Consider the following 15,877-nt stretch of genomic DNA (forward strand, 5'->3'; position numbering starts at 1 on the left):
TAAGTAATATGAATAAAATAGTCAAACATAATACTCTTATTTAGCTAAAAACACGTTATATTATGATAGAATTCAACACTGAATTTATCTATTGACTCGATTGTAAATTCTTAATTAAAGCTGCTAATACCCCTGTATTTCTGATGGACTTTCAAAATCTTCTAAATCCTGTTCACCAGATTGCCTTTGCCTTCTCTCATCACGATAATTGTTGAAATTATACCTTAATGTAAGGTTAAATATAGGAGCCTTTCTTTCAAAATGTCCATGAGTGGAAAATCCCTCTCCATAATTTTTAAACTCAAACTTTCCTGTATCAAATAGATCTCTAACCTGTAATATCGCCGTCAGTTTCTTTGGAATAACATCATATCTAATACCAAGATCCATTATGTAAAAATCGCTTCTTTCTCCCTGTGCAGATACTGAACGACTGTTATACATTAACATCAACTGAGCTTGAAGTCGCCTTGATATTTTGAACTCATTTATAAATCTTGTATTCCAGTTAAAACTATGCCTTGAAAAATCTTTATCGTTTAATTTACCCTCAATCCTGTAATCATAGGTGTTCAACATCAAATCAAAACTCCACCATCTGAATGGATTGAAATTAACCATAAATTCCAAACCAAGTGCCTGATCTCTACCTACATTAGTAACAGTATGCAAAATTATATTCTCTTTATATACTGATTGAACTCTTTCTTCTCTATTATATGTTTTCCTATAATATCCCTCTATAGAAACCAAATTATTGCCCACAAAAGTTTGATAACCTGCCTCATATGAATCGGTATATTCTGGCTTTAATTCTGGATTACCTTTTCTAACATTATAGGCATCCATCCATGTTAGAAATGGTTCGAGCTCCCATCCTCTGGGTCTCCGAATTCTTCTTGAATAGCTCATCATTAGTTGTTGAATATTGCTAATTTTGTAAGAGAAATGAAATGTGGGGAAAAAATCCCATCTATCTATTTTAAAATTATAGCTACTATCCACATAAGTTATGTATCTATATGTATACTCCCCACGTATTCCAATTTGATACCCAAAATCCCCAATTTGACTTGAATATAGAGCATACATTGACTGTATATTCCTCGAATAATCTATTGTATGGCTAAACTCTGGATGGAATACATACTCACTTCCCAGAGTATCATAATCATAGTATTCTGTCCCATCCTCAGATTTTGAGATTCTTGCCACAATCCCGGCTTCAAACTTCCTTACGCTGTCAAAGGGCAATACATATTCAAGTCTATATCTCATCCGTGATCCGGGACCTTCTTCAATATTCTTTTGTCCATATATTATATTGCCAAAATCATCATACATCTCTGTAACCGACTTTTCATCTCCCCCTCGACTACCGTAGTTAATCTGAGCTTTCAAGTAATTTCCTTTATTGTTGAAACTATGTGTAAAATCTGCGTAAAATGACCTGAAAGAACCACTTCGCTTCCATTTTTCTACATTTTTATTTTTGATATCTATATTGGTATTGGAATATGTACGTGTAATCACCGATTTTGAAAAGTTTTCCATACTTCTTAGTCCGAATCTGCCACCAATATTTAATATGCTTTTACTCGTTATATCCAGAACAATTTCACCTCTTATCCCATAGGGATTCCAGATTCTTTTAGATGAACCTATAGTACTTATCATCGAGGTTATACCATTCACAGTGGTTACATTAACCATATTTCTATTTCCAGGAAAATTTCTACGGTTATAATCCAATCCAAGGCTATATCTTACCTTTTTATTCCCTGAGGATAAAGTAACATTTGCACCATATTGTCCATTTGAACCTACGGAAGAATTGATAAGCCCACCAAACTTCTGACTCACATCTTTTTTAAGTATAACATTAATTATCCCAGCAACTCCATCAGGATCATATTTCGCAGAAGGATTTGTAATAATTTCAATCCTTTCTATTGCAGCAGCTGGAATTTGCTGTAATGCTTCATTTGACTCAAGGATAGTAGGTTTATTATCTATCAGAACTGTAAAATTGCCACTTCCTCTTAAAGTTACATTTCCCTCTATATCAACATTTACAGAAGGGACTTTCTCAAGTATCTCAATAGCAGTACCAGCAGAAGATGTTATATGTCTATCAACGTTTATCACCTTTCTATCTATACTGTAATTCATTAATGGACGTTCACCAACAACTTCTACTTCACCCATCTGAATAACACTTGGAATAAGATTAATTACACCCATATCAACTTCCATATTACTGGGTTTTATCTCAATATGATTGATATCTTTCATCTTAAATCCAATAAAGTCAACTTTTAAAAAATATCTACCTGGTCTAACTCCATCAATAACAAATCGCCCATGTTTATCAGTTATGGTACCTGTTAGCATAGTACTGTCAGGTAAGGTAAAAAGCATCACATTAGCATATTCGATATATTTTCCTGATACAGAATCCTGGACAATACCTGTTATTTTACCTCCAACTTTACTAAACTGTCCCAAAATACCTTGAGGATGTCTGATAGGTTGACCAATCATTACCTGTGTCAAAATAACAATAACTAGAATTAAATACAACCTCCTCATCTCATTCTGCCTCCATGTAAAAAATAAAATTGTCCAAAATCAGCAATGTTCAAAACTTAGACAATTATTTTCCAATTTGGTTAATTACAATCATAGAATTTTTTACAACGATATATTTTTTTAATATCAAATGTACTTACGTTTCAATTTAAGTAGAAATTTTTCTCCCCCTTTATTATTTTTCTATTGGGTGAATAAGATGGTTTCAGAGAATAGGGTTAAAGAAGGCGATACAGTCCTTTTAATAAGTCCAAGAGGTAAAAGATATTTAATCAAGGTGGTAAAAAATAAAAAATTTGAAACAGATAAAGGAGTAATCTCCCATGAAGAGATAATAGGAATGAAATATGGTGACGAGATATTCTCTAATAATAATCAACCTTTCCTAATTCTACAACCCTCAATTTATGATATAATTCAATCAACAAAAAGGATTACCCAGATAATATATCCAAAAGATGCATGTTATATAGTGATGAAATTAAATATTTCATCCGGAAAAAAGATTATAGAAGCGGGAACAGGCAGTGGTGCTTTAACGATATTTTTTGCTAATTTTGTAAAACCTGATGGTAAAATTTTTACATATGAAATTCGTGATGATATGATCAAATATGCAAAAGGTAATATAAAAACTCATGGGATGTCTGAGTTTGTCGAATTAAAACAAAGAGATATTGCAAATGGTTTCGATGAAAAAGATGTAGACGCGGTTTTTTATGATTTAAAAAATCCCTGGGACTACATCAATCAGGCATATGAGTCATTAAAACCTGGCTGTTACCTTGGCTGCCTTGTTCCAACAGCAAATCAGGTCATAAAACTTCTAAAAGTGCTTGAAGACTCACAGTTTGGTGATATTGAAGTAGAAGAATTGTTAGTTAGAAAATACAGGACAATTGCTGATAGATTTCGCCCAGATGAAAAAATGATTGGACATACAGGATATCTACTATTTGCACGAAAATTAATATGTAAAAGTAATAAATTATGGTATTCATTCTTAACGGGTAGAAGCTGGAAGAATAAAACAGAAAAAGAATGAGTCATCCGTCTGATATTCTATTAAACGATTATATATTTTCTTCATCATAGTAAAAATTTACATTCTCAATTTCTGATATCGAATTCAATTCTCTTAAAAGTCTTTGATGGTCGGACTCTTTTTTTAAATGCACATAGTAAGATAATTCTAACTCCTCACCTTTACCAGTACTCCGGACATTAATCAATCTCGACGATCGACAGAATTTCTTCAAAACCTCTATATAAGGTGGAGAATCACTTTTCCCGGAATATCTGAATTGAACAAGAAAATCATAGCCCTGCTTAAATAGCATTTTCCTTTTGGAAAATAAAATTAATATACTACCTATAACCAGAACACCAATAATTGATAACAAATGCAATCCCACACCTGCAGCCATACCAGATGTCAGTGCAAAAAATATAAATACAATATCTTGAATATCTTTTACGGCTGTCCTAAACCTAATAATTGACATTGCACCCACCAATCCGAAAGCCCGCGCTAAATTATTCCCGATTACCATTATAACAACACTTGTAATCATAGATAATACAACAATTGAATCGATGAATGATCTTGTGTAACCAACTCCAGTGTACACGATTCTGTATATGATAGAAATTAAAAACCCACTGATAAATGCAACTAATAAGTTTACGATAACCTGTTGAATTGATAATGTAATTACGAATATATCACTCAAACTATCAAGCATTTTTATCTCCTTTTTTAAAACCTACAGGCAATTCTTCCATGGTTTATTATTTTTTCAGGTAAAAACAATAATTTATCTTTCCCTTTTAGTTTATCAATGCTCATCACATATTTGGATAAAGCTAATCTAGTGGCAGAAATTTCACCAAGTATTTTTACTAAATATTCTGGCAAACTATTATAAAATTTTACCTCAAGAATGAAATAATTTTTCATTACGAATTCTAAATCAGAATCTGAGAATAACTCATTCACAACAGGGAAAAGCTTTGCTCGTAAATTTTTATCAAAGGTTATCCTTAAACTTTTATCAAACTTAGAAAAATAAGCTTCTCTATCGTATACAACTAAAGCAATTGGAGCCAGAGATTTTCTATAATAATGGAATAAAAAATGATTTTTAGCCTTTTCAATGTTCAGGATTCCGTTTGTTTCAATATTCTTCGTAACATTACCAGTATCTAAGAAATTTTTCACATCTGAAAAAATCAGAGGAATTCTTTCTTTAAATATTCTGTCATTCAGTTTTCTTTTTATTTCAAAAAAAACTATTTTTTCTGGATTATAATCATCATATCCTCTAAGCCTTATCTTTTTTCTGATAATAAAACCTGCTTCTTTCCTGTAGTAGTATTCTAAAAATGGAGTATCATAGTATATACTTCTAACGATATATTCTTCTCTCCTGTGACCTCCGTAATAATCCGGTATAATAAAAAAGTCCAATTTACTCTTTAATCTATCAAAGATGCTGTTGTGAAATAGATATTTATATTCCAATCTTGACATTTAGAAATACCTGAATAATATGCTAATTATTTTTCTTCGCCCTACTTTAATACTGCATTTAGCTATCATCCCTTTTATTAGTTCATTCATTCCATTGTGAATCTCAACAAATACCAGCCGTTTCTGCTTGCCATTAAGTACTACAACTTCATCAGATATTCTGCTGACTTCACCAAATAGAGTTCGTGTTCTTTTCCCTACAATTTTAGCTTTAACTTCCATCCCTTTTTTGATTTCATGGGATATTTTTATATCAATTGGTACTACAATAATAAAATTTTGGTTATCCATAAGGATACACAAAGTATCAGCAGAATATGCTGGTAATATTTTACCAGAAAAAGGTGCTTTTATATACAACAACTCTTTTTGCTTCTCCAATTCATCAAGCATTGTCCTGAATTTATTAATTTTGTCTCTTGTCATATCAATCAATTCAGGTTTTTCGCCAGTGCTTACATTTTTTAACTCTGCCTCTGCTATTCTTATATTAATCTCTGCTAAATCTTTATCATTCTTGATTATGTCAAATTCCTCCTCAGATATCAGCTCTTTTTCATATAATTCTTTTGATCTTTCATAGATTCTTTTCTTATGCTTGTAGTCTCTCTTAGCATAACTTAACTTTTCTTTTGCGAGCTCAATAATTGCATCTTTTTGTGGTGACTGGTAATAATTAAGCTCAGCTACAGAATATGCAAGCTCTCCTTTTAACTCTTTGATCTTCTGCTTTATATAGGAAGAAAGAAAAATACCAATTGTATCACCTTTATTAATTATCCAGTTCATATTATTAAAGTTTTTAATCTGAAATTGAACTATATCTCCTCTTTCTGGTCTATAAACCGTTTCATCTGTAATGAAACCGAATAAATAATCGATTAATTTAAAGGAAAATACACCCCCCTGATTCATGATGAAAAATTCCTTAGCAGGATACACCTTTCCATAAATGTTTATCTTATAATCTAATTCTAAAAAATAAGAAGAAAGAAAAACTAAAATAATCAGCACTACTATAAATATAGCTGGCCTAACTTTAATCATTAGTAAAACCCAACAAATATCTATAGTAAATTACTTGATATTTTCCTCAATCACAAAGCAAACCTCTTCAATAAATAAATTCTTTATTATTTTTTATAGACAAAGTAATTGTAATAACTTAAAATAAATTAATGAAAAAATTGGTAAGATTATCAACCATAATCAATTTACTAGCAACATACCTGTTGAGTCAAAGTTTAACACAATCAAATCTACCAATTGTAGTTATTAATACCGATAATACTATTCCCAACGAGCCTAAAATTACTGCACATATGGGTATAATATACAATGGAAAAAATCAAATCAATTATATTTCAGATAAATTTAATGAATATGATGGACTGATTGGAATAGAAACACGTGGTTCATCTTCGCAAATGTTTCCTAAAAAATCATATTCCATTGAAACAAGAGATACCGATGGCAATAACCTAAATGTCTCATTACTTGGCATGCCTGAGGAAAACGATTGGATTTTATACGGACCATATAGTGATAAATCCTTAATAAGAAATGCTCTTGCATACAAGTTGTATGAAGAAATGGGGTGGTATTCACCAAGATTCAGATTTTGTGAGTTAATCCTTAATAATGAGTATAAGGGATTATATCTACTGATTGAAAAAATTAAAAGAGACAAGAATAGGGTAGATATATCAAAATTAGCTACAACTGACATTGAAGGAATTGACATCACAGGAGGCTATATTATAAAAATTGATAAAACTGAGGGAAGTAAAACAGCAGGCTGGTACTCTCAGCATAATATTTACTACCAATACCACTATCCAGATCCCGATGACATACTTGAGGTTCAGAAAAATTATATTATAAGCTTTATTGACAGTTTTGAGTACAAAATGAATAATATAAACTATAGTGACCAGCCTGAAGAAAAATACAAAAAAGTAAACATAGAATCTTTCGTCGATGTTACTATAATCTCAGAATTATCAAAAAACATTGATGCCTATAGGCTTAGTTTTTTTATGTATAAAGATAGAGATGACAAAGATGGCAGACTTACAGCAGGACCAATATGGGACTATAACTTAGCATTTGGAAATGTAAACTATTACGATGCAGAAAAATACACAGGCTGGAAGATTATAGAAGGGATTCCAGATGATGATTCCTTTAAAATTCCTTTCTGGTGGAATAAAATGTGGAATGATCCATTCTTTCAGCAAAAGTTCAAACAGAGATGGGGTGAATTACGGAATGATATAATTCCAGAAAATCATATTTTATTACTTATAGACTCATTAACTAATTATATTTCTGATGCTGCAAGAAGAAATTTCGAAAAGTGGGATATTTTAAATACCTGGATATGGCCGAATAATTTCGTTGGAGGTTCTTGGGAAAATGAAATCTTATACTTAAAAAGCTGGATTATTCAAAGGATAAAATGGATTGATACCGCTCTTAATTATGCTGATTTAATATATGACCATAATAAACCAGAACGATATAATATATTGAAATTATTCCCAAACCCTACCAATGGTGAAATTAACATTCAAATTAAACTAAGCATTATTCCTGAAAATATAGATATAAATGTCTATAATATCCTGGGACAAAAAGTTTTTAGTCTTAATAATGTTACAGTAAATGATTACGTTAGTACTTTAACAATACCACTATCAAAATTTGAATCCAATATTTTTATACTTGAAGTAAAAGCAGGAAAACTAAGTTTAAAAAATAAATTTATAATCCTTAAATAGAATTGAATTAAATCAAAATAGCAAAAAAAGATACCATTTTGTATCAATTACCAATATCATTGAGCATAAATTATTTAACATTATCTTTAATAAACTTATTTCCTACCAACTTAATAGTAAATTATACAGCTATATCAAAACAATAAGCCTAATCTCTAAGCTTCGAGCTGAACTCATTGTTTATTCTGGGGGATCCTGCTCTATATGGTTCTATTCTAGGCAACCCTCTGTTTACAAAACAAATGATATATTCTGTTGAGCTAACGGAATATAACCTTTTAAGAATTGCCCTCAATTTTTCAAAAATTTAACCTTAAAACCAATATTTAATTTTAAATTGATATAATTAAAAATAATTATTTATTTCGGTAATATTATTCCATCTTCGACATATAATTATCGCCTGCTACTTGTATATCTAATCCAATTTCAAACTAAAGTAGTACTTACCATTTCGATAAAAGACTATTTGATAAATAATATATATAAATAATTAGCTGAATTACTTTGAATTTGAGATGAAATTCTTTCTAAATAATAACTGGTAAATGTAATTTGAAAGAACAAAAATTAGTATTGTAAATATCAGTAATAATATTACTGGCTCCACAGGTAATAAATAGCCACTATCATCAGCTACATCGCAAACGTACATAAGTATTACCAAGATAAACCCTGCTAGTATAGAAGGTAACAAAATTATCTTTTCATTTCTTCTAATTAAAAAATATCCTAGGTATATGCCGGTTACTATAGATATATAATACAAATATACCTTTATGATATTGATTATTATACCACGATTCATAATTATATTCGAATAATTAAATAAAATCCCAATAAAAATAAAACCAATTATCACAAGCTGATTTAGTAGTTCTTCCCTACAACTGGTATATACCCCACGAACACCGTGCATAATTTCTGATACAAGTAGGTTTGCTCCACTTCTAAGGGTTACAGACATTTCAACATTAAAAATTAAAGTGAAAATTAAAAATACAATTACATGAATGAGATTTGAAAATAACATAAATATATTTACAATTGAAAAACTAGTATCGAATAAGTATTGAATTCTGCCATCTATACTGGAGATTATAAAAATTAAAAAGAATATAACTATCATAAGTGGAATAATAGGAATTAACAAATATTTATTCCTCTCATTAGGAATTATATATTTCAGCTTTTGGTAGTTATATCTATGTATAAACCAGTAATAAATTCCGATAATTATCATCAATATCAGAAACGAGAAATTATCAATTTTAATAAAAGATGGATATGATATAGATAGCAATTGTAAAATATCTAAATTTGGCTTATTACTTAAATAATAAACAAAGTTCTTTGAACCGGCATAGGTCACAAAAAAAACCAACGTTAAAAATAATACTACCATTAAAGATTGCCAAAAACTATTTATCATTATAGACTTATATTGGGCTATTATCGCATATATACCTGTTGTTATTAATAGCAGAGTAGAAATCAAACTTATATCGTCATTAAAAAGTCTTCCGAAAACCAACTTAGTTATACCAATAAAAGCAAATAATCTTAATGTCATAATAAATAGCAACTCAATACTTGCCAGTGTATATCTGCAAGGTTTCATGGCTTTTGGTAATATCTCTTGCCAGAAACCAGCAGGTTCAAAATTGGGATAAAAAATATAAATTACAATAACTACCACAGGGATTAATGATAGAATTATCAACCAAAAACTGTAATTTGACACATTAACTATTATTTTAAGATAAATGAAATCGAAAAATATCCCAGCGATGATAAAACTGAAAAAAAGAGCGAAAATACTATTTAAAGGTTTTCTTATTATTCTGTTTATGTATGAAACAAGCAAAACCCCCAGTACAGATAATATAAAAACTATAAGTATGATTGCAGTATAAAATATAAGACTCATTCCCATTTTACAAAGGAGTTCAATAACTCAGAATTACAAAAACAAAAAATAGGCCAGATTGACTAAGACACATTTTACCGACGGGGAAATCTATGATTAATTAATTACTTTTAACAGAAAAACAATTTTATTTTATCAAATTGATAAAATTTAATTATTTAAGACCTAACTCCTTACACATTCTGTAAAAATTAGATGGAGCAAGCCCTAACATTTTAGCAGCCTCTGTATCTGACTTTGTTTGTTCCCTGACATACATAAAATATTTTTTCCTCATTTCCCTTTCAAAGTCTTTTAGAGGTATTATTTTATTACATGTAAAATCCATCTCACCTACTTCACAAATAGGAATATCTTCAATGTGTAAATATTCATTCAATACTTTTTGAGTTATCTTTTCAAATCCATTTAATAAAATCCTCTGTATAAAATTTTTTAATTGCCTTACATTACCAGGCCACTCATAATTAATCAATGAAGTTAAGACATCATCAGGGATTTCTGGTTTTATAGTGTTATATTCATCGGAAAACTTATCGATAAAATATTTTAAGAGAACCGGTATATCTTCTTTTCTCTCCATTAATGGTTTTACATTTATATTTAACACATTGAGTCTGTAAAATAAGTCTACCCTCAATTTTTTTTTCCTTTAGTAGAGATTTTATATCCGAATTGGTAGCAGAGATTATTCTCACATTAACTTTATATGATTTTTCTCTTCCAATTTTTTCAAGCTCTCCAGTCTCAATTATTCGAAGAAGTTTTGCCTGAGCCTCGTGAGACATTTCTCCAACTTCATCAAGAAAAATGGTTCCCCCATTCGCCTGTTCGAATAATCCTGGTTTGGATTCTTTTGCACCTGTAAATGAACCTTTAGTATAACCAAACAATTCACTTTCAATTAGATCATTTGGGATTGCTGCACAGTTAACAGCTACAAAATTCTCGTATCTTCTCTTACTTCTATAGTGGATGTTTTTTGCAACCAATTCTTTACCCACTCCAGATTTGCCGGTTATCAATATATTTGCATCAGAGATAGCATACTTGAGAATTAAATCTTTCACTCGCTTGATTTCATCAGATACCCCAATTATTTCATTCTCAGATAAAATTGAATCTATATTTTTTTGAAATTTTAATTTTGTCTTATGCTTTTCACATTCAAGCCGTTTCCTTTCATACGCATTTAAAACTGCAAGAACAAAATCTGTAGGTTGATAGATATATTCCCCTATATCCGCCGGATATTTAGTCCCATACCAACACGCACCATTCTTTAGCAATTTGTCTGCAAAATATATATCTGAATGATCAATCGTTTTTTTAGTGATGACTATAACCTGAATAAATGGATCTTTTGATTTTATACTCTTTATCAATTCCTCCCCATATAAACTTCCTGAAATCTGATAATCCATAATTACCACATCATTTTCATAGGCATAATCCTCAATATACTTAACCGCCTTTTTCCCACTTGAAAAAATTGCACTAATCTCACAGGAGTTTCCAAGTGGGCTAAGGGTATTTCTTATTCTCTTAACATCAAATTCTTCATCCTCAATAATAATGATTCTTATTTTTTTATCATATGAGAACATAGTTATCTCCTGATATTTACGATATTGGTATTATAATCTTAAATCTAGCTCCAGAATTCACAGGATTTTCCGCAAATATTTTCCATCCACACCTCTTACAATTCTCATAAGCTATATAGCATCCAAAACCTGAATTTCTATCACCTTTCGTAGAAACATTCTCTTCAAAAATCCTCTGATATCCGAATTGGTTAAATTCTAAAAGTTTCTCTTTAAACTTCTCACCATTGTCTTCTATAAATATTCGCCCTTCCAAAGCCTTTTCATCATACTCCGTTTTTATAAATATAACCAACCCTTCACGGTTATTATGGTCTATTTTATTCTGTATCAAAGGCTCAATTATCTCCCATAATATGTATTCGTTTACATTTAAAACAGGAAATACATCGTCTAAATTTAATTCAAAATCATACTCATCGCTTTTTTTATAAACTCTCAAAAATACATTATTTATGAGGAATCTAATAACTTCATTAACATTAGTTTTAAAAATATTACTTCTCACTACATGTATTGGTGGCTCAATAATTTTCATATCATATATAACTCTAGATATAAACTTTGCGTATTTAATAACCCGAATTTTTACTTCCTCAATATTATCTTTACTGAGACTACTTAAATCTTCATTAACAAATCCCATAATTTTCTCTGCTTTATGATGAGCATGATAAATTCTATTTGCAAAATTGATCTCCTTTCTGCGCTCCACCTCCTTCCTTATCTGAATTTCCTTTTCTTTATAAAGCTCTCTCAATGCATCATCCCTTTCTCTCAAAACATAATTCGATATAAAAAACATTCCGAGCAAACCAAAAAGGATTAAAACAGAAAAAACAGCTCCAATTTCGCTATAAGACGAAGATATAACTCTTATAATATTGCTTATATCAGGAACAACCTTCATATATACCAGCCCATGAAACTCCCCCCATGGTATAAAAGGAACTACCACTTCTACAATATTTCCCTCTTTTAAGTGACTGTATATTTTTTCAAAATCGTAAACAGAATCCCGCAATGTTATATACATCTTAAAAGCATCATTATCTATTTCAGAAATCTTTATTTCATCAGGAGCCCCAAAGAGAAAATTATACAGACTTCTACCATCTTTTATAAAGTAAATAGTATTCCCTCTTTCGGCAACTATACATATCTTCTTTACACTTTTTTGTAATAGCTGTTGATTCAATATTATATTCAGTTTTTCTATAACTTTTAATTTTTCTTCCTCTCTTTCAGGAGGATTAGAGCGTACTTGCTCAACTAACATTTCCAATGAAGTGGTAGTAAGATCGGCAATTCTTTCCACCATTTCCTTTCTGAAAATTTCAATAGACCTTGATATAACTACTTTTGTTGAATTATTGTGAATAAAGGTTAAAATTGTATGAAAAGTAACAATTATTAAAATTAAAAGTATCAAATGCCAAGCTTCAAAGTGATATTTGGTAATTTTGTTTAATAACTTTTTCATCTCTCAATTTTTCGGAATATTTCGATTTCTAATTTTTTCTATGTCGTTTAGTATTTGTCTAACAACTTCCTTAAAATTAAGATTCCCTTTAAAATATTGATTGGTCTTCATTGAAATAATATCTGATATACGAGTATAATTTTTATCCATAGGTCTGCTTATGCCAATATTCAAATAATTTTTTGCAAATCTTAAAACTCTGTCATTATTAACGTAGTTTGTATCCTGGTATATACTTCTTATTACAGGAAGATAACCTTCCACATCTTTTAAAATCCGCTGTGACTTATAAGATATTAAGAACCTTATAAAGGTTAAAGCCTCTTTTAAATGCCTACAAGATTTGGAAATCATAAGATTCCATCCACCAAGAATAGGGAAAGATTTTTTACCTTTATCATATATCGTTCGAGTAAAACCAACATATTTAAATTTTAGTGTATCCCTGCCAAGAACTTTATTCGCTTTTACTAGACTCAACCATCCTCTAAAAAATACTATATCATTATTTAAGGCATATTCATAGCTTGGTATTTCCTTTAAAACAAGTACCTCTTCCGGACATATCTTATATTTATATATTAAATTATTAACGAAATTGCATGTCTGAATAAATCCTGTCGAATTCAGTCTGAAATTATAAAAATCATCGACAATACCGATTAATCCACCTTCTATTTCAAATAAGTTGCAAATCAGTCCCTCATAATTATCTGCCTGAAAGACATAAACAGGTTTATTTTTACAATATTTTTCTTTTATATAAAATATATCATCCCAAGTAAAATTATAAGAATCCCCTTCAATATCTCTATATTCAGGATAATTTCTTAAAATATCCTTTCTATAATAAAGAACTCCTATGTCAAGAAATAAAGGTAAACTATAAAGTTCACCATTAACATAGCACATTTTTAATGCTACAGGTAAAATTTGATCAAGCTCCGATTTATCAAAATAAACAGATAATGGTTTCGCCCATTTGGAAAACCTTTCAACCCATATTTGATCAACTGCAAAAATATCTATCATACTGCTTTCTGTACGTAGTGCACGGCTTAGTAATTCTTTTCTTTCGTTGGTACTGAATTTCTCAAAAGATAAATCAATAGGGATAACTTCTATACTTCCTTTATATTCTTTATTAAACTCATCTATAATAATCCTGTGTGCCTCCGAGAGATGGTCAATATAATAGAGCTTAATAGGTCCGGTATTCTTTCCTATAAAATTTATAGGTGATAAATAAATCAAAAGTGAGATAAAAATTGCAGAGACCACAATCATAAAGACAATAATTATCCTATCGACGTTATGATAAGTATTTGATTTGTAATTTGATACATTCATAATACAATACAAAATTAATAATAGATAACTATTAACACAATTACAAAAGATTAAGCCAACGAATTTCTTTAAGTCAAGTCAATGGAGTGAGGACTTCTAACTGAGCTGGATGAAAAAATTATAATATGGATATAGCAATTACTTGATAGAAGATATTCATACTTGATTGTAGATGCGGAATACGAGATCTTCAGGGAAAATCATAGAGCTATAAATACACCCACTATCACAAATGAGAAAATACCCGATAGTGTGTGTCATTAAATCTTAAACATAAAAGTAGCCAATTGTAAGAATGAAATAAGCTAGTTATCCTAATTAACTCTATGAGAGTTCACGAAAATATTCTGAAATTTCTTATCCTGAAATGAACAAAAATAAAGAAAAGAACATTATGTACTCCAAAAAGAAAAATATATGCCCATTCTCACACAAAATTATCAATGAGATGCAAAATAGCGTAAAATAAAAAACTTGCTTATTAGCATGGTATGAGTCTATACAAACCCACAACTAAAAGGCAGATGCTTTAGTGTAATAATTGCTTATTAATCCATTATCTAAATTTTTGTACCCCGAGCAGGACTCGAACCTGCAACCCTCTGCTTAGAAGGCAGATGCTCTATCCTGTTGAGCTATCGGGGCATCACTTTTTAAAAATCGTATATAAATTTTCTAATATTCTACTTTAAAATCAATCTTTTATTGAGTCAATACTAACAAAGTTTTATTTTAAATATATTTTACCTGATCTTCTGATATACTCTTACATATTCTATTTCCATCCGTTGAGGGAATTCAGTGGTCTCATCAGGATATCCTGGCCAATTCCCACCAACCGCAATATTCATTATTAGGTGAAATTTTTGATCAAAGGGAGCGGGGTAAGGACCGCCAGAAGACCACCATTCTGTTTGCATTTGATAACATGAATCATCGACAAACCATTTGATATAAGTTGTATCCCATTCTATAGCAAATGTATGAAATTCTTTACTGAAATCACCATCTTTTAGAACAAATGACTTACCGGTATGTACATTATCTGGCCATTGCCCACCATAGTGAATCGTTCCATAAACTTTATTTGTTTCATGTCCCAGCATTTCCATTATATCTATCTCACCACTTGCAGCCCAACCTCCATATTTCCACTCTGTTGGCAACATCCATATTGCTGGCCAAATTCCCTGGCCATAAGGAAGTTTAGCTTTCACTTCTACTCTACCATACTTCCAGTCTCCTTTATTCATCGTTTTGATTCTAGCTGATGTATATTGCCATTCTTTTCCATCCTTTATATAACTCTCTTTAACTGCTTGAATTATGAGTTTACCATTTTCTATAAAAGAGTTTATCGGTCTATTTGTATAATATTGTAATTCTTTATTACCCCATCCATGTCCTCCAATATCATATACCCACTTGGTAGAATCAATTTCCTCTTCTTCAAATTCATCGTCCCAGATTAGTTTCCACTCATCAAATTTTTTATCATTAAATCCTTTATCATTGCCATTTACTGTGTTCTTTTCACAATTAACTAAAATCAACACAACTATCATAATTAAAAATAAATAAGCATATTTCTTTGCCATG

At 30.2% G+C, this 15,877-nt stretch carries 10 protein-coding genes, 1 tRNA gene and 1 pseudogene; 2 read left to right on the forward strand and 10 right to left on the reverse strand.

From position 1 onward, the window contains the following. Positions 1-123 precede the first annotated feature (123 nt). Complete coding sequence (locus H0Z29_04180; GenBank protein MBO8130704.1) at positions 124-2,592, reverse strand: TonB-dependent receptor; 2,469 nt, start codon at positions 2,590-2,592, stop codon at positions 124-126. 199 nt (positions 2,593-2,791) lie between these two features. On the opposite strand from H0Z29_04180, the gene H0Z29_04185 reads away from it, so the two are divergent. After that, complete coding sequence (locus H0Z29_04185; protein MBO8130705.1) at positions 2,792-3,637, forward strand: tRNA (adenine-N1)-methyltransferase; 846 nt, start codon at positions 2,792-2,794, stop codon at positions 3,635-3,637. 28 nt (positions 3,638-3,665) lie between these two features. Here H0Z29_04185 and H0Z29_04190 read toward each other — a convergent pair whose 3' ends face one another. From H0Z29_04190 to H0Z29_04200, 3 genes are read right to left on the reverse strand one after another with little or no spacing between them, the layout of a single operon-like run. After that, the gene (locus tag H0Z29_04190; GenBank protein MBO8130706.1) at positions 3,666-4,337 is read right to left on the reverse strand and encodes a DUF4956 domain-containing protein; all 672 of its coding nucleotides are present in this window, start codon (positions 4,335-4,337) and stop codon (positions 3,666-3,668) included. A gap of 14 nt (positions 4,338-4,351) precedes the next feature. Beyond that, on the reverse strand, positions 4,352-5,125 hold the full coding sequence (locus H0Z29_04195) for a polyphosphate polymerase domain-containing protein (protein MBO8130707.1): 774 nt from the start codon (positions 5,123-5,125) through the stop codon (positions 4,352-4,354). Beyond that, complete coding sequence (locus tag H0Z29_04200; protein ID MBO8130708.1) at positions 5,126-6,172, reverse strand: hypothetical protein; 1,047 nt, start codon at positions 6,170-6,172, stop codon at positions 5,126-5,128. A 131-nt stretch (positions 6,173-6,303) separates the two neighbouring features. On the opposite strand from H0Z29_04200, the gene H0Z29_04205 reads away from it, so the two are divergent. Continuing rightward, positions 6,304-7,908, forward strand: coding sequence for a CotH kinase family protein (locus H0Z29_04205; GenBank protein MBO8130709.1), 1,605 nt, complete (start codon positions 6,304-6,306; stop codon positions 7,906-7,908). 502 nt (positions 7,909-8,410) lie between these two features. On the opposite strand, the gene H0Z29_04210 is transcribed toward H0Z29_04205, so the two are convergent. The 6 genes and pseudogenes from H0Z29_04210 to H0Z29_04235 all read right to left on the reverse strand — a co-directional run bounded on the left by H0Z29_04210 (position 8,411) and on the right by H0Z29_04235 (position 15,876). Beyond that, positions 8,411-9,838 (reverse strand): hypothetical protein, encoded by a 1,428-nt coding sequence (locus H0Z29_04210; GenBank protein ID MBO8130710.1) that lies wholly within the window; start codon positions 9,836-9,838, stop codon positions 8,411-8,413. 154 nt (positions 9,839-9,992) lie between these two features. After that, positions 9,993-11,445: pseudogene (locus H0Z29_04215) on the reverse strand (sigma-54-dependent Fis family transcriptional regulator). Between the two features lie 16 nt (positions 11,446-11,461). Continuing rightward, the gene (locus tag H0Z29_04220) at positions 11,462-12,928 is read right to left on the reverse strand and encodes a HAMP domain-containing histidine kinase (GenBank protein ID MBO8130711.1); all 1,467 of its coding nucleotides are present in this window, start codon (positions 12,926-12,928) and stop codon (positions 11,462-11,464) included. A gap of 3 nt (positions 12,929-12,931) precedes the next feature. Continuing rightward, entirely contained in the window at positions 12,932-14,278 is a 1,347-nt protein-coding gene (locus H0Z29_04225) for an extracellular solute-binding protein (GenBank protein MBO8130712.1), read from the reverse strand. A 571-nt stretch (positions 14,279-14,849) separates the two neighbouring features. Next, positions 14,850-14,923: transfer RNA gene (locus H0Z29_04230), tRNA-Arg, on the reverse strand. Between the two features lie 98 nt (positions 14,924-15,021). Further along, complete coding sequence (locus H0Z29_04235) at positions 15,022-15,876, reverse strand: glycoside hydrolase family 16 protein (GenBank protein MBO8130713.1); 855 nt, start codon at positions 15,874-15,876, stop codon at positions 15,022-15,024. Position 15,877 lies beyond the last annotated feature (1 nt).

Source organism: Candidatus Neomarinimicrobiota bacterium, from assembly GCA_017656425.1.
Classification (GTDB): domain Bacteria; phylum Fidelibacterota; class UBA2242; order UBA2242; family B5-G15; genus JACDNV01.